Source organism: Jeotgalibaca sp. PTS2502, from assembly GCF_001975685.1.
In the GTDB taxonomy this organism is placed as follows: Bacteria; Bacillota; Bacilli; order Lactobacillales; family Aerococcaceae; genus Jeotgalibaca; species Jeotgalibaca arthritidis.
Map to the genome: position 1 here is coordinate 63,002 of NZ_CP019433.1, position 15,852 is coordinate 78,853.

Annotated in this window: 16 protein-coding genes and 2 pseudogenes; 12 read left to right on the top strand and 6 right to left on the bottom strand. The window is 44.7% G+C overall.

What is annotated here, in order from left to right; translation table 11 throughout:
* Positions 1 to 19 precede the first annotated feature (19 nt).
* The 3 genes from BW721_RS00295 (at position 20) to BW721_RS00305 (ending at position 2,811) form a co-directional block, all read left to right on the top strand.
* Positions 20 to 283, top strand: coding sequence for a hypothetical protein (locus BW721_RS00295; RefSeq protein WP_232222928.1), 264 nt, complete (start codon positions 20 to 22; stop codon positions 281 to 283).
* A gap of 76 nt (positions 284 to 359) precedes the next feature.
* Positions 360 to 563, top strand: coding sequence for a heavy-metal-associated domain-containing protein (locus tag BW721_RS00300; protein ID WP_076765095.1), 204 nt, complete (start codon positions 360 to 362; stop codon positions 561 to 563).
* Between the two features lie 166 nt (positions 564 to 729).
* Positions 730 to 2,811 carry a copper-translocating P-type ATPase gene (locus tag BW721_RS00305; RefSeq protein WP_156892255.1) on the top strand — a complete coding sequence of 694 codons (2,082 nt, stop codon included), beginning with the start codon at positions 730 to 732 and terminating at the stop codon, positions 2,809 to 2,811.
* 174 nt (positions 2,812 to 2,985) lie between these two features.
* Here the strand turns inward: BW721_RS00305 and BW721_RS00310 are convergent, their stop codons facing one another.
* Complete coding sequence (locus tag BW721_RS00310; protein ID WP_076768602.1) at positions 2,986 to 3,588, bottom strand: TIGR01906 family membrane protein; 603 nt, start codon at positions 3,586 to 3,588, stop codon at positions 2,986 to 2,988.
* 49 nt (positions 3,589 to 3,637) lie between these two features.
* Positions 3,638 to 3,844 carry an adhesion protein gene (locus BW721_RS00315; RefSeq protein WP_076765099.1) on the bottom strand — a complete coding sequence of 69 codons (207 nt, stop codon included), beginning with the start codon at positions 3,842 to 3,844 and terminating at the stop codon, positions 3,638 to 3,640.
* A 316-nt stretch (positions 3,845 to 4,160) separates the two neighbouring features.
* Here BW721_RS00315 and BW721_RS00320 point away from each other — a divergent pair, with 316 nt between their 5' ends.
* The 4 genes from BW721_RS00320 to BW721_RS00335 are packed head-to-tail and all read left to right on the top strand — an operon-like array spanning position 4,161 to position 7,107.
* Complete coding sequence (locus BW721_RS00320) at positions 4,161 to 5,486, top strand: murein hydrolase activator EnvC family protein (RefSeq protein ID WP_076765101.1); 1,326 nt, start codon at positions 4,161 to 4,163, stop codon at positions 5,484 to 5,486.
* Between the two features lie 58 nt (positions 5,487 to 5,544).
* Positions 5,545 to 6,363 carry a prolipoprotein diacylglyceryl transferase gene (gene lgt, locus BW721_RS00325; RefSeq protein ID WP_442905236.1) on the top strand — a complete coding sequence of 273 codons (819 nt, stop codon included), beginning with the start codon at positions 5,545 to 5,547 and terminating at the stop codon, positions 6,361 to 6,363.
* Positions 6,364 to 6,416: 53 nt separating this feature from the next.
* Positions 6,417 to 6,650, top strand: a complete 234-nt coding sequence (locus tag BW721_RS00330) for an SHOCT domain-containing protein (protein WP_076765105.1) — start codon at positions 6,417 to 6,419, stop codon at positions 6,648 to 6,650.
* A 40-nt stretch (positions 6,651 to 6,690) separates the two neighbouring features.
* Positions 6,691 to 7,107, top strand: a complete 417-nt coding sequence (locus BW721_RS00335) for a NusG domain II-containing protein (protein ID WP_232222929.1) — start codon at positions 6,691 to 6,693, stop codon at positions 7,105 to 7,107.
* Positions 7,108 to 7,343: 236 nt separating this feature from the next.
* Here the strand turns inward: BW721_RS00335 and BW721_RS00340 are convergent, their stop codons facing one another.
* From BW721_RS00340 to BW721_RS00350, 3 genes are read right to left on the bottom strand one after another with little or no spacing between them, the layout of a single operon-like run.
* A complete protein-coding gene (locus BW721_RS00340; RefSeq protein WP_076765107.1) occupies positions 7,344 to 8,753 on the bottom strand; it encodes a sensor histidine kinase in 1,410 nt (469 codons plus the stop codon).
* Positions 8,750 to 9,433 carry a response regulator transcription factor gene (locus tag BW721_RS00345; RefSeq protein ID WP_076765109.1) on the bottom strand — a complete coding sequence of 228 codons (684 nt, stop codon included), beginning with the start codon at positions 9,431 to 9,433 and terminating at the stop codon, positions 8,750 to 8,752. Before BW721_RS00345 ends, BW721_RS00340 begins: the two co-directional genes overlap by 4 nt.
* Positions 9,434 to 9,465: 32 nt before the next feature.
* Entirely contained in the window at positions 9,466 to 10,968 is a 1,503-nt protein-coding gene (locus BW721_RS00350) for a multicopper oxidase family protein (RefSeq protein ID WP_076768604.1), read from the bottom strand.
* A 518-nt stretch (positions 10,969 to 11,486) separates the two neighbouring features.
* Between BW721_RS00350 and BW721_RS00355 the strand changes: the two genes are divergently transcribed.
* On the top strand, positions 11,487 to 11,717 hold the full coding sequence (locus tag BW721_RS00355) for a hypothetical protein (RefSeq protein WP_076765111.1): 231 nt from the start codon (positions 11,487 to 11,489) through the stop codon (positions 11,715 to 11,717).
* Between the two features lie 65 nt (positions 11,718 to 11,782).
* Here BW721_RS00355 and BW721_RS11705 read toward each other — a convergent pair whose 3' ends face one another.
* Complete coding sequence (locus BW721_RS11705; RefSeq protein WP_156892162.1) at positions 11,783 to 12,022, bottom strand: hypothetical protein; 240 nt, start codon at positions 12,020 to 12,022, stop codon at positions 11,783 to 11,785.
* A 247-nt stretch (positions 12,023 to 12,269) separates the two neighbouring features.
* On the opposite strand from BW721_RS11705, the gene BW721_RS00360 reads away from it, so the two are divergent.
* The 4 genes and pseudogenes from BW721_RS00360 to BW721_RS00370 all read left to right on the top strand — a co-directional run bounded on the left by BW721_RS00360 (position 12,270) and on the right by BW721_RS00370 (position 15,778).
* Entirely contained in the window at positions 12,270 to 12,644 is a 375-nt protein-coding gene (locus BW721_RS00360) for an ArsR/SmtB family transcription factor (RefSeq protein WP_198031371.1), read from the top strand.
* Between the two features lie 14 nt (positions 12,645 to 12,658).
* A pseudogene (locus tag BW721_RS00365) lies at positions 12,659 to 13,278 on the top strand (CadD family cadmium resistance transporter).
* A 40-nt stretch (positions 13,279 to 13,318) separates the two neighbouring features.
* Positions 13,319 to 13,459, top strand: a pseudogene (locus tag BW721_RS11990) (cation transporter); the annotation flags it as partial.
* Positions 13,460 to 13,573: 114 nt separating this feature from the next.
* Positions 13,574 to 15,778, top strand: coding sequence for a heavy metal translocating P-type ATPase (locus BW721_RS00370; protein ID WP_232222949.1), 2,205 nt, complete (start codon positions 13,574 to 13,576; stop codon positions 15,776 to 15,778).
* The last annotated feature ends 74 nt before the right edge of the window (positions 15,779 to 15,852 follow it).

Here is a 15,852-nt window from a genome sequence, read left to right on the forward strand (position 1 = left end):
ATGTTAAAGGATGACAAAGATGAGACCAGGGTTGATTATTGAAGGGATTGGTTGTGTTAAGTGCGCCGAAGCAATAGAAGAGAAGTTTATGGCCAAATCGACCGTTGAAAAAATATTTAGCGGAATACACAAAAAAATGATTTTCGTCCATATAAGTAAGAATGTCACGCGAAAAAGTTTCCTTTCTTCGCTGATGGACGTGCCTCTGTTGTTAAAGGGAATCATTGAAGCGACTCACTGTCACTGTTGTAGAGAAATCCACTTTGACTTTCCGGCCGGTTAATTGTTTATTGGATTTATTTTTGACCTTCTTCGATTTGAAGAAGATAAAAAAATTAAAAGAAAAAGGAGAATGAATGATGAAAAAAGAAGTATTGATTGAAGGTATGAAATGTGAAGGTTGTGCGAACACGGTGCAAGAAAGATTTGCGGAAATTGAGGGAGTAGAATCTGTAAAAATCGATTTGGCTAATAAAAAAGTCACGATCGAAAGCCAATCCGAAATCTTAGAAAATAGATTAGTCGCTGCGCTAGCCGATACGAAATATTCGTTAGTGAAATAGAAACAAACTATAATTAGTGCGAATGTCACACGTATATTCATAAGACGGACCTCACATTTTTATATCAAGAAGAAAAAGTGAGGTTTTTTTTAGAGATTTAGGAGGAGCGTATATGGGAAATAAACACAGTAATCATTCGTCGCATAAACATACCGCGGACAATAAAATGGACCATAGCAAGATGGATCACAGCAAGATGGATCACAGCAAGATGGACCATAGTCAGATGGACCACAGCAAGATGGATCACAGCAAGATGGACCATAGTCAGATGGATCACAGTGAAATGGATCATGGCGCAATGGGAGGGCATGCCCACCACCATCACGGTAGCTTTAAAGAGATTTTCTTGAAGTCACTCCCATTAGGAATTGCAATCTTACTCATTACTCCTTTGATGGATATTCAGTTGCCTTTCCAAATTATCTTTCCTTATGCAGATGTTGTAGCAGCTGTATTGGCAACAATTATATACATTTATGGCGGAAAACCATTCTACATGGGTGCGAAAGATGAGTTTAATTCAAAAGCTCCAGGCATGATGTCCTTGATTACTTTGGGAATAACGGTTTCTTATGCCTATAGTGTTTACGCAGTGGCCGCTCGATATGTGACCGGAGAACATGTCATGGACTTCTTCTTTGAGTTTGCAACGTTACTTTTAATCATGTTATTAGGACACTGGATTGAAATGAAGGCATTGGGTGAAGCCGGAGACGCGCAAAAAGCTCTAGCAGAATTATTGCCAAAAGACGCTCATGTTGTTTTAGAAGATGATTCGATTGAGACTCGTCCTGTGACTGACCTTCAAGTTGGAGATGTTATCCGTGTTCAAGCAGGAGAAAATGTTCCAGCTGATGGTATCATTATTCGCGGAGAATCCCGTGTAAACGAGGCCCTCTTAACAGGTGAATCTAAGCCAATCGAAAAGAATGTTAAAGATCAAGTCATTGGTGGATCAACAAATGGTAGTGGTGTCCTATATGTAGAAGTAACAGAAACAGGGGATAAGTCCTTTATCTCACAAGTACAAACATTAATTAGCCAAGCACAAAGCCAACCTTCTCGAGCAGAGAATATGGCTCACAAAGTAGCTGGCTGGTTGTTCTACATTGCCGTTGTAGTATCTTTAATCGCCCTAGTAGCCTGGATGATCATTGCGGATCTACCTACAGCCGTTATCTTTACTGTAACTACGTTAGTTATTGCCTGCCCACACGCTTTGGGTCTTGCTATTCCCTTGGTAGTATCACGTAGTACTAGTTTGGGTGCAAGCCGAGGATTACTGGTTAAAAATAGAGAAGCTTTGGAGTTAACTACTAAAGCGGATGTTATGGTATTGGATAAAACAGGTACTTTAACAACTGGTGAATTTAAAGTGTTGGACGTCACTGTTTTGAGTGATAAATATTCTGAAGAAGAAATTACAGGCTTGTTGGCGGGTATAGAGGCGGGCTCCAGTCACCCGATTGCCCAATCGATTGTGAACCACGCTGAAGCGAAAGGCATTAAGTCAGTTTCCTTTGATTCCATTGAAATTGTTTCGGGAGCAGGAATAGAAGGGAAGGCGAATGGCCACCACTATCAATTAATCAGCCAAAAGGCATACGGAAAAGCATTGCGTATGGATATTCCGAAAGGCGCTACTTTAAGTATCCTTGTAGAAAATAATGAAGCAATCGGCGCTGTCGCATTGGGAGATGAACTGAAAGAAACCAGCAAAAACTTGATCGAGGTGCTGAAAAAATACGGAATTGAACCACTCATGGCTACTGGTGATAACGAGGAAGCTGCACAAGGAGTTGCAGAAGTTCTAGGTATTCAATACAAAGCCAATCAATCGCCAGAAGATAAATATAACTTGGTAGAATCAATGAAAAATCAAGGTAAAACAGTCATTATGGTTGGTGACGGCGTTAATGATGCACCTTCCCTTGCCATGGCAGACGTAGGTATTGCAATCGGAGCTGGAACGCAAGTAGCTTTGGATTCTGCGGATATTATCCTTACTCAGTCTGATCCAGGGGATATTGAATCCTTTATCGAGTTAGCAAACAAGACGACACGTAAAATGAAACAAAACTTGGTATGGGGAGCAGGCTACAATTTTATCGCGATTCCAATTGCTGCTGGGCTCCTCGCTCCGATCGGCATTACCTTGGGCCCAGCATTTGGAGCAGTCCTGATGTCCCTCTCTACGGTGATTGTTGCGATCAATGCCATGCTTTTGAAATTAGACCCTAAATAAAACGAAGCAGGAACGAAAAAAGCACTGGCTGGTTTGACCCCCTTCCAGAATCGGGTCAGACCAGCCAGTATGCTGTATAAGGAAAATCATAGATCGATAAATTTTCGATAAAAACAGGGCTCCCATGCTTTTGATGGAGAGCCCTGTTTTTCTTATGAACCATAACCTTTTTAATCAACGGCTTGGGGCAGAGATTCGATATTTAGTAGTGAAGTACCCCAGGATTAGGAAGACCTCGATTAATCCAAAGGCCAAGAGGAAACTGTGCATAAAGAACTCGGCAGGTAAAGCTAAGATAATAGGATCAGTAGTGGCATTGAAGAGCCAGGCGTCATTGTTAAAGAAAACTTGATGGAAAAGCACGAACAGCGTGTCGAAGCTAACCAGGAGAGCCAAAAGGATAGCAAGGGGAATAAGGATTCCCCAGCGGAAGTAGGGCAGGAGCCGCCAAGATTGTTGTCTCCTATTCAGATACCGAACAAATCCAAACGTGCCTACGCCGGAAAACAATAGGATTATGTAATCTAAGGCAAAGAGTTTTTTTACTTCAACAAAGTGGAATAGCCCACGCGCTGAACTGGGAAAATCCGGCATGTTAAGTTCTGCTATCCAAGGCATATTCAGGTAATTCAGGAGGATGCGGTAATTTGTTGAAATCTGTTCCTTTGGCATTTTAAGCGTTTCCGTTATTTCCAAATAATCGATGTCAAACGAATAGAGCGGCGTAAAGTTGATGGTGACGGCGATAGAAAGGGAAAGGATGAAAAGCGAAATCATGATGAATCCAGTTATGGAGAATATTTTTTGCCTCAAAACAGCAGCCCCCTTACCATTCGCTTTGGTTTAATCGGGCTTTCGTGTCACTCAGCTCTTCCCTTAATTGCTGGATTTCATCTTCCAGACGCTTTTTATCCTCCGCGTCGCCGGTATGGTCATGTCCTTTATGGTTATGACCGCCATGCATACCAGGCATGAGAAACATCATGAGCATGTGTCCAACCACCATCAGTACCACAAATATAATTGATTCCATCTTCAACACTCCTCTTTTATTTTTATGCCAATGCTACAAACGAAATAGATTGTGAATGGCAAACCCTGAAACAAGCAAACATCAAACCAAATGAGTGAGAACAAAGACTATTTTTCATCCTCTAGATAAGAGTAATAAAAAATTATGTAGATTTTATGGAGATGGGGCAACTCCATAAAATCTACATAATTCATTGGTATAGTCGATAAAAATAAGAAAGGAGGTTCCTATCTCATATAGTTGTAACGGTATAATGATTGAAATAACAGGCAACATTCGTTAACATTCGCCACCCAGCCTGAAACTAGGAGGACACATGGACAGAAAGCAGCTTGTCAAATTTATAAGTATCCCACTCTTATCGAGTTTGCTCATCCTTCCTATGGATGTAAATGCACAAAGTATTGAAGACCTGACACAAGAGAAAGAGCAGCTTGAGAAGCAACTGCAGGAATTAGATGGAGAAAGCACCAGCCAACAAGTAAAGTTGGATGGTTTAGAAGCAAGGAAGGAGCAGTTGCGAACAGAGACCATCGCACTTCAAGAAAAAATTGATGCGCTCACCTTACAAATGGCAGAGCAACAAATACAACTGAAAAATGCTGCGGAAAAAATAAAGGGGCTGGACAAGGAAATAGCTACCCTGGAGGAACGGATTGCGATTAGGAGAGAAAAACTCCAAATCCAAGCACGATCCGTTCAAACAAATGGCAACTCAAATCTCGTTCTAAAGGCAGTCTTTAATTCCGATAATTTAGCAGAAATGGTAGGGAACGTGAGCGTCATCAATCGTATCATGGGCCACAACAGGGACATCATGACAGAACAAAAAAATGATCAAATGATCCTACAAGAGAAAAAAGCAGAGGCGGAAGACGTGAAGCAAGAGCTGGAATTACTGAGTGCGAATGTGGAAGTGGCAAGAACCAACCTCGTGACCCAGAAGGGAGAGTTGGAAAACCAAATCGAACAGATTGCACAAGAGTATGAACTAACGGAAGCCGAAAAGGAAGAAATCGTGCAGCAGCAGCAAGCTATCATTCATTCGGTGAGCAACTTATCCGATGACATGAAGGAAGAACAACGCCGCATTGCGGATGAGGAGGCAAACAAACAAAGAGCGGAACAAGAGAAAGCTGAAAAGATGGCGGGAGAAATGGTTCCTGAAAGTTTCTTTGAAGAGAGTGTTCCGCTGGAATATACCTCGGCCGATCCGACGCCTTCAAATCCGCCTGAAGAGACGATCGTCAATGTGGCTGGATTTGTTGCTCCTAGTAATGGGTTTATATCAGATTCCTTTGGCTATAGGCTCCACCCCATAACCGGGGAATGGAAGTTACATGGCGGGATTGATTTCGCAGGATCCGGACCCATTGTAGCGGCTCAAAAGGGGACGGTTTTAGTGGCTGGCTATCACAGTCAATGGGGATACTATGTCAAATTAGATCATGGAAACGGCATTGAAACCCTCTATGCTCACATGGAGGCAGGAAGTCTTAAAGTCGCACCTGGTCAGGACATCCTTCAAGGCCAGGAGCTAGGGATAATGGGCACAACGGGAGAGTCGACCGGCGTCCACCTTCATTTTGAGGTATATGAGAATGGGACACGTGTAGATCCGGCTCCTTATTTGGGATTATAAAAAGTAGGTTCATAAAAAAAATAGTGGAAACAAGGAGAAAAAAATGGGACTGACATTCATGGGAACAATAAGTCGTGTCGCTCTATCATTTGGTCCATTTACCGTTTATTGGTATGGGGTGATCATCGGTGCAGCGATGTTGCTGGGCATTAACTTGGCTTCTAGAGAAGGCAAGAAACGGGGACTGGAAGAAGATGTAATTATCGATATGATGATATGGGCCATTCCCACAGGTCTTGTGGGAGCCCGTATCTATTATCTTCTATTCGAATGGCAATATTATATCCAAAATCCGGCCGATATTATTGCTATCTGGAAAGGGGGAATTGCCATCTATGGCGGTTTGATTGCAGGGGGGCTGGCCGTGTACTGGTTCACGAAGAAAAAAGGGATCCCTTTTTCATTGATGCTCGATATACTGGCGCCCTATGTTCTGTTGGCGCAGTCCATTGGCCGATGGGGGAACTTTATCAACCAGGAGGCCCATGGGGAAGCAGTGACCCGCACCTTTTTGGAGAACCTTTACCTGCCAAAGTTTATTATTGATCAAATGCAAATTAATGGCACCTACTACCATCCGACATTCCTGTACGAGTCCTTGTGGAGCCTCTTAGGCTTTGCCATCATTATCATGTTGAGGAATCGGAAAAACTTGTTGCGACGAGGCGAAGTGGCCCTCAGCTATGTTATTTGGTATTCGGTGGGGCGCTTCTTTATCGAAGGTATGCGCACCGACAGTTTATGGATAGGTGATTTTTTAAGGGTGTCCCAAGGGTTGTCCCTCCTCTTGTTCGTTGGCGCCATCGCCATTTGGATTTACCGTAGAAGGGATTATCCGCCAAAAGCCTACTATCTAAAAGGCTGGAAGCTGAAGTAAGGGCACTAAATCACATGGGCCACGTCTAAAATATAGAGAGGAGAGTTTTTATCATGATGGAATGTTGGAACAGCTTGACACGGGGCGGAATGGGGTCCATGATGTTTATGGGAATATTTTGGATCATCCTAGTGATTATTGTGGTGTATCTCTTCATTAAACTTGTTTCCGATAAGGGGAATCGGACGGTTGAAAAAGAAACGCCTTTGGAGGTCCTGCAAAAAGAGTTTGCCAAAGGAAACCTGACAGAAGAGGAATACCTGAAGCGTAAAAAGCACTTGGAGTAAACTGCTGACGAGAAGATAAATGGAAAAAGGAGGAAAAATAATGATAACGAAGTACATAAAAATGGTAAAACCCTTTGATGTTATTATTGTCTTCCTCCTTATTGTTTTGTCTTTTTTACCGACGGTTATCTTTGCAGTCCAACAGACGAATAATGATAATAACAACGTTTACGCGGTTATCTCGATTAATGGCGAAGAGGTGGATCGTTTCCTGCTGACAGGAAATGAGGAACACAGACTCATTACCTACTATCCGGCACCCGATAAATACAATATTGTCGAGATAGACGGCGAACGGATTCGAAATAAGGAAGACAACAGTCCGTACCAGATTGCGGTGCGAAGAGATTGGATTCAATCTCCTGGGGAAACGAGTCTCAATCTACCTCACCGATTATTAATTGAAATTGTAACTGAAAATCCAGAAGAGTCAGACATAGATGTGATGGCTCAGTGAAAAAGCAGAACCTTGCCAAACAAAATGTATCAAACTGCCAACAAATAGGGAAAAAAGAGGAGAGTGGGAAAAAAGGCGTTTAGCCCCGAATCGTTGGACCGAAAAAAACGCAGGGTGGCCGTAGACCATCCGAGTATTATTCGGGAAACGCATGTCGGGGCTGCCTTTTTGAGCACATTTGCGCAACAATTATTCGTATATAAAAAAGGGACTGGAGTTATTTCCCAGTCCCTCTTTTATGCTTTTATGTGGATTTCTAGCGGAAGACTGACAACAAAAGTCGTTCCTTTTTCGTATGTGCTTTCGACAGAGATGGTCCCATGGTGGGCGTTCACAATTCCTTTAACAATCGATAAACCAATCCCTTGGCCACCCAGTTTCCTGTTCCTAGAGGGTTCAGCCATATAGAACCTTTCAAAAACTTGATTGATTTCATTTGGAGGGATTCCTTGACCGGTATCGGTTATCTTAAAGGAAGCTGCGCCACTAATTTGGGAAACCTGAAGATCAATGTGGCCACCGGAAGGGGTAAATTTAATTGCATTGTACAAGAGATTAGTTACCACTTGATGAATCTTATCTCTATCAGCAGAAATTAAAACCGCTTCTCCGTTAATGGCACATTCAATGCCCTTCTCAATCAACAAAGCTTGAAAGGTGCCGGCAACTTGTTGCGTAAGTTCTAGCAAATCAAAGGATGACTTCTGCAGCTGGCTTTCATGGCTTTCAATTTCATTGATCCGATCAATTTGTCCAATCAGGCGGGCAATGCGGTTAACTTCCTCGTAACAGTGGTAGAGGCGTTCTTCCGATACTTCCCAGACCCCGTCAATCATGGCCTCAATATTGCCTTTCAAAGTCGTCAATGGTGTCCTGATTTCATGTGCGATGTCAGAGGAAAGGCGGTTACGAATCTCTTGTTGGCGTTGGAGTTGCCCAGACAATTCATCCACGGAATCCAAGAGGCTGTCAATTTCCTGAATCCCTGTTTCCTCAATCGCCAGGTGACTGTAGTGACCCTTCGCAATTTCCGTCGTAAAATTCTGTATTCTGACGATTGGTGAACTCAATTTTCTGGCAATCAATAACGCGAAAAATAAGGAGATAATTAGGGACCCAATCGCTACAAAAATCAAGTTGTTCCTCATATCGGCAAGGAATAACGCATCATGTTCCGAGTAAGCGAAAGGTCCAACGGATTGCACTTCGAGAGAACCGATTGGGTCTGTTTCGCTACCGAGGGGAACGATTGTCTGCACGTAGCCACTCTCTATATCGCCCATTATCTGCTCCATATGTAGGAGGTGGGTTTGAATCCTATTTTTTGACTCTTCTTCCTCTGAGGGAGAGGGGCCCCATACTTGGTTGCCAGCGTGGTCATATACTTTTAGGATGATGCCTTTCTGGAGAGCATCGCGTCCAATATGTTGGATTGTTGGAGGGGCATCTGCCCAAGTACCCGTTTTCTGATAGAAGTTTTCTAACTCAGTCTGGTATGCTGTTAACTCTGATTCTTGCCTTTCGCGCACATAGTCTTCGAAGTGGCTTTCCATTAAGTTTAGTGTTATCCAGCTGAAGGTCCCCACTAAGATAAAGGACAGAGAAACAAACGAGAGCAAGAGTTGCCATTTAATGGTTCGCTTCATTTTTGACCACCAAATCGATACCCCGTTCCATATGCGGTTAAGATGAAGTAGGGGTTGCGCGTGTCGTCCTCAATTTTTTGACGGATATTTTTGATGTGGGTATCGATCACCCGATCCGTTCCATCAAAATCGAGTCCTTTCACAGCGTCCAGCAGCTGTTCCCGTGAAAATAGGCGCTTTGGATGTGAGGCCAGAAGGGCTAATAAAGCATACTCGGTCGAGGTCAAAATGATTTCTTCACCTTGTTTGAATACTTGTTTTCGATCCGGGTAGATAACCAGCAAACCTTCTTCGAAAGACCACTTTTCTTCTCGGTATTCTGGTTGGACACGGCGTAAAACGGTTTCGACCCGAGCAACCAGCTCTTTCGGGCTGAATGGTTTTGTGATGTAGTCATCAGCCCCCAGGCTTAACCCTTCCAAGATATCTTTTTCGGCTGTTTTCGCAGTCAACATGATAATCGGTACAGTGGAGGAGTCCCTTATTTTTTTACAGACTTCGAGGCCAGATAAACCAGGCAGCATGAGATCCAACACAATCAAGTCAGGTTGGACAACATCAACCTTTGTTAAAGCCTCGTTTCCGCTCAAAGCGCGAAACACTTGATAGCCTTTTGCACTCAAATAGGCTTCCACGATATCCAGAATGCTTGCTTCGTCGTCCACAATTAAAATCTTCACGTAATCTTTCTCCTCCTATTTCGTTGGTATCTTCATTCTACTAAAATTTGACCCATCATGCCATTGTCTTCGTGCTCTAGGATATGGCAATGGTACATAAAAATCCCCTTTTCTGGGAATGTGACTTCAATCCTGACGCTATCGCCTGGATAAAGGGCGATGGTGTCTTTCCAACCCTGTTCATTGGCTGGTGGGGCGTTGCCATTCCGGCTTATCACCTTGAACTGGACACCGTGAAGATGGAAGGGATGAATCATGCCGCCCATCATGTCGGGGGCATTGTCGATTTCCCACACTTCTGTGGTTCCTACCTTTGCCCGCAAATCCACTCGCTCCATGTCAAATCGTTTCCCATCAATTGCCACCATGTGCCCCATACCACTGAAGGTGATTACTTTATCCGGGTTACCCGTATCATCCCCTTTAGAAATGATATTTAAGGTAGTTGGCAGGGAAGAGGGTTCTTCTGTGGTCTCCTCTGTGATAGTAAGAGCCAGGACGGGAACATTTTCTTCCATTAATTTGATTTTCTCTCCAGTAGAGTAGCTGCTTAAATCAACAATAATTTCCGCACGTTCTCCCGGAACCAGTTGCAGGTTCTCCATAGGGATAGGCTCATTCAGGAAGCCGCCATCCGAAGCGATTTGGTAGAAGGTACTGTTATCTGACAAACGGAATTGATAGTTCCGAGCATTGGAGCCATTGAGGAGACGCAGGCGGACTTTTTCATTCTTAACCTCAATATAAGAGTTAATGGTCCCATTCACCACCAAGGTATCCCCGTATGTCCCGTCAGGGTTGTAGGCTCTGGCATAGTCCAGTTGGTTATCCCGCTCGAAGAAGCGGTCTTGGATGACTACTGGGAAATCATTGATTCCGTACTCTTTGGGAAGGGGCAAAGTATCCGAGTTCTCGTCTTCAATGTAGATGAGACCTGCCAGCCCTTCATAAACTTGTTCTCCCGCTATGCCCTCCACATGCGGGTGGAACCAGAGCGTGGAGGCCCCCTGGTTTACGGTGAACTGAAGATTAGCCGCTTCTCCTGGTTCGATGGGATTGTGGGGGCCGCCGTCCACGTTGGAGGGAACCTTCAAACCATGCCAATGGAAGGAGGTACTCACGTCCATTGAGTTTTCCGTCTGGATATTAACTTTTTGGCCGCTTCGGATGCGGATAACGGGTCCTAATAGGGAGCCGTTATAGCCATACGTTTGGGTAGGGTTGCCTTTTTTCAGTTGCGTGCTTCCTTCCTGCGCCACGATCGTGTAGGAAATGCTGCCGTCTGGAGAAAGGGTTCCTTCCAGGAGAGGGGGAAGAGCGAGTTCCTTCTCCTTTTCCGTAGTGGTGACCAACTCGGTTGTGACTTCTCCGCGCATGCCCATGTTCGGATTCATTCCCATTTCTGGCATTCTACCATTTTGGCTGGGAAATAGCCCGGATGTACCAGTATCTATTTGTCTGACCAAAACGAAAGAGACGACAGCGAGTAACAGTATCGAAATCGCTAAAAGGGTGACTGCGGTCTGCTTTCTCATAATGCTTCCTCCTTGTTTTTTCTTATTTGGTTTATTATACCATTCAATTGTGTAGGTTTTATGGAGGTAAAGGCTACCCTCCCTCGCGTCCCTACCTAATTTTACATTTTCACCATGGAGTGGATGAGGCATTCATTAGCTTCTTTCAACCCATTGGGAAGGGGGCCTTCCCAATGGGTTATAAGGGCTGCTTCTTTTGCTTTTCTTTAATATAAGGATGATTTCAAATTGGTGTTATCTCTTTATCTAGATGTGTATAATTAAACACAAAGATTAGGACTATGGGTGATTATGAGGCTCATACCAAACATTTTTGTAAACAAGGAAGGGTAAGATAGGTTAAAGAAAGTCCATAATAAGAAAAAGTGACAGAGTCATAATTAGTCTAGTAAAGACCTAAGAGTTGTAGTCGTCTCATTTACATATACAGCCTCCACACAGTACTCGCCAGCGTATTTGCGGCTATTACGATTATTAATGATGAACACAACTATATGGGCATTTGGTGGCGGGAATTCTTGAGTCAGATTGTGACCCTGCTGTTGGAAATCGTATCGATGCTACTTTTTACGCAGATTCTCATGTCTGATGATTTTAATTGGGTGAAGATAGCTGGTCTGATTGGGATGGGGTTTGTCATTATCAAAGGCCCAAGTGTAGCAAAATCCATGTGGTTCACAACCGGAAGTGGAAGGAGCACGATTTCAGGTGCTAAGATGTTGGCGAATGCTGCAATTCGTAGAAGGTAATCTAGAATATAAAACTATCGTTATGACGTTTTTTCAAGGAGCTGTTCAGTGCGAAGCAGCAATTTTTAAGTGTAAAACTGGATATTTCGTATCTCATCATAGTGAACGTTTTGGTTCTTTATATAAACACCCAGCGAGTCGGATTTTTTAATCGATCCGATGATATCTTCCTGATAGAAGCCGTCGCAATCAATGGCTTCTATTTGTATGGCAACTTTTCTATTTGTTTGAATGGCTTCATGCAGCATATAGTAGATTTCAGTTGTCCGCATGCGGCTTTTTTGATGAAGTCCACGGTGTGGCAATTGACTGAATTGTTTTTCTTTCTGTGGTTGTAAGGAATACTAGCCGATAAATATCAAAACTTTTTCCAAAAAATTAATAACTACTATGATTTCAAACTTTGACCTTTAGAGGATTTACAAGAGAAGAGCGTAATTTTTAGAAGAAAATCTGAATTAATGCGTAAATGCGACTCCAATAATATAGAAAAACAAGAGAGAATGTGCTACACTTAATTCAAATGAACATTTGAATGAAAGGAGTGTAAATATGAAAAATATAGATTTGGACGTTTGTAAAACGACGATTATTCATGCAGAAAAAGTTGACCAGGTTCAAACGGAACTGAAAGATAAAGATTTTGCGGATTTATTAGTACTGAGCAAGTGTCTAGGGGATTCTTCAAGGATAAAGATTTTATATGCACTCGCTACTTATAAAGAGATGTGCGTATGCGATTTAGCCGCAATCATTAATGCCAGTATGGCGTCAACTTCTCACCACTTGCGCTTCTTGAAGAAAAGCGGTGTCACAGTATCGTATCAAGAAGGGAAGATGGTTTACTATTCGCTGGCCAACGAAGAAATAGTGACTTTTATTCGCTCGGTCTTAAGAGTGGGAGAAGACTTGCAACTTATATCTTAGATGGGAGCGCACCTATGTTACAAACAATTATATCTGCCCTTGCGGTTTATGTTTCTACCAGTATTGATTATCTCCTGATCCTCATGATTATCTTCTCTCAAAGCAGCACGAAGGGGAAGATGAAGGGAATCGTTGGGGGACAATACCTGGGAACGGGAATGCTCGTTGCGTTCAGTTTATTTGCAGCTTATGTTTTAAACCTCATTCCTGAAGACTGGATTATTGGTTTGTTGGTTTGTTGGGATTGATTCCACTGTACTTAGGAATTCGGATTGCTTTCAAGGGAGAGCAGGATGAAGATGAAGAGGAAGTGCTTGAAAAAATGGAAGCAGGAGGGGGAAACCGATTATTTTGGACGGTAGCCCTGATTACCGTGGCTTCCGGTGGTGACAATCTAGGTATTTATATCCCTTACTTTACATCACTAGCTGGAATTGAAATTGGTGTAGCGTTAATTGTTTTCGCCATCTCTGTGGCGATCCTTTGCTATATCAGTTACAGATTATCAAAAATTACCTTGATATCAGAAACAATCGAGAAGTATCAGCGGGTGATAGTCTCGCTGGTTTTTATTGGATTAGGAATTTATATTATGATGGAAAATGGCACCATTCAAACCCTGTTGGGATTATAGAGAAAGCCATTCAAACTAATATTCAATAAGGAGAGACGCAATGGACGAGAACAAGAAACAACACGAATGGATCCTCGATGGGATCGATTGCGCTAATTGTGCTAATAAAGTAGAAAGAGGCGTTGCGAAGGTGGCAGGTGTGGCCAACAGCAACGTGAACTACATGACCCAAACCTTGCGCTTCGAGGTGACTGGGGAAAGGGAAGACCAAATCCTCTCCCAAGTGAAACAGAAAGTGAATAAGCTGGAGCCCGACGTGATCCTGAAAAACAAGGCCGACGGTCGTCTAATCAAGCTGGAAACCCCTGTACACAAGGCTACCCAGCCAAAAGAGGACGAAAAACACTACGAATGGATCCTCGACGGGATCGACTGCGCCAACTGTGCGAGCAAGGTCGAAAGAGGCGTGGCTCAGGTAGCAGGTGTGGCCAACAGCAATGTGAACTTCATGACGCAGACCTTGAGCTTTGAAGTGACGAATGAGAAGAAAGACCAAATCCTCTCCCAAGTGAAACAGAAAGTGAACACGTTGGAGCCAGATGTGGTCCTGAAGAACAAGGCCGACGGTACATTGATTGCAATGAGCACGAAGACAGCCGAGTCGGAATCAGCAGCTGCTGAAGCGGTAGAGCAGGATAATAGGGAAGACGGGAAAAAAAATGAACTGAGGACAGCCATCATCCGCTTGGTGCTTAGTTTTTCCTTCATGCTGGCCGGGATCTTCCTGCCACTGGAAGGATGGATGTCTTTTGCCATGTTCGTAATTGCCTACCTGATCGCCGGCTATGATGTCGTCTGGCGTGCGGTACGGAACATGGTCCGCGGACAAGTCTTTGACGAGAACTTCCTGATGACAATTGCGACGCTGGCTGCCTTCTATGTACAGGAATATCCGGAGGCCATCGCGGTCATGCTCTTCTACCAGGTGGGAGAACTATTCCAGGATGTCGCCCTTTCCAAGTCCCGCCGCTCGATTGCGGACCTAATGGATATCCGTCCCGATTACGCGAACCTGGATACGGGAAACGGGATTGTGAAGGTCGCACCAGAAACCATCAGGGCGGGTGATTTCATTCTGGTCCGACCGGGTGAGAAAGTGCCGTTGGACGGGAAAATCGTGGAGGGAACCTCCGCTATGGATACGTCCGCTTTGACCGGGGAATCGGTTCCGCGGAGCGTGGCCCCAGGCGACTCCGTCCTGAGTGGCTTTATCAATCGCAACGGTGTGCTGAAAGTAGTGGTGGAGAAGCCCTTTGCGGAATCCACCGTTAAGAAGATTTTGGACCTGGTCGAGAACGCCAGCGGCCGGAAGGCGCCGACCGAGCAGTTTATCACCAAATTTGCGCGCTACTATACGCCCGTCGTCGTGGTCGCCGCACTCCTGTTGGCGGTTGTGCCACCCTTGGTACTCCCGGGAGCGACGTTCGATGAATGGATCTACCGGGCAGCGATCTTCTTGGTTATTTCCTGCCCGTGTGCCCTGGTCGTCTCCATTCCCGTCGGTTTTTTCGGCGGAATTGGCGCTTCTTCAAGAAAAGGGATCCTCGTGAAGGGCAGCAACTACCTGGAAGGCCTGAATGACCTGAAGTACGTGGTGATGGATAAGACCGGTACCTTGACCAAGGGGAAGTTCGAAATCACCGCGATTGAACCCCAACAGGGAATCCGTTCGGAAGAGCTGCTCGAAATAGCTGCCCATGCCGAGGCTTATTCCAGCCACCCGATTGCGGATTCCATCAAGGAAAGATATGGCCAAACAATCCAGGAAGACCGGATCACCACCTATAACGAAATCTCCGGACACGGAATCCAAGCCACCATTGACGGCAAGGAAGTGTTGGCCGGGAATGCCCGCCTGATGGAGAAGTTCGCGGTGAACTTCGAGGAAGTGAACGAAATCGGAACCATCGTGTACCTGGCTGTGGAAGGTGAGTACGCCGGCTCCCTCCTGATTGCAGACGCCATCAAGGAAGACGCCGCAGCCGCTATCGCCACCATGAAGGAGCAGGGAGTCGAGCATATCATCATGCTCACTGGTGACGCCCAGTCTGTAGGTGATGCAGTGGCCAAGAAACTGGGAATCTCAGAGGTCTACAGCGAACTGTTGCCGCAAGACAAGGTGGAAAAATTCGAAGAAATCCTCGCGCGAAAAGGGAAGAAAGAGAAAGTCGCCTTCGTCGGGGATGGAATCAACGATACCCCGGTCCTGGCCCGCTCTGATATCGGCTTCGCCATGGGTGGCCTGGGGTCCGACGCAGCCATTGAGGCCGCTGACGTGGTGATCATGGACGACAAACCCTCCAAGATTGGGACGGCCATGCAGGTGGCCAAGGATACCCGTCGCATTGTTTGGCAAAACATCTTCTTCGCCCTTGGGGTGAAAGGCTTGTTCCTCATTCTGGGTGCTTTTGGGGTGGCTTCGATGTGGGAAGCGGTCTTTGCGGATGTGGGGGTCACCGTGATTGCCGTCATTAATGCCATGCGAATCCTCAATAAATAGAATTAGTAAAAGGGAACTTCTTGTGATAAGAGAAGTTCCCTTTTCATTCTCTCCAGCCTTTTTTTAGGCAGGTA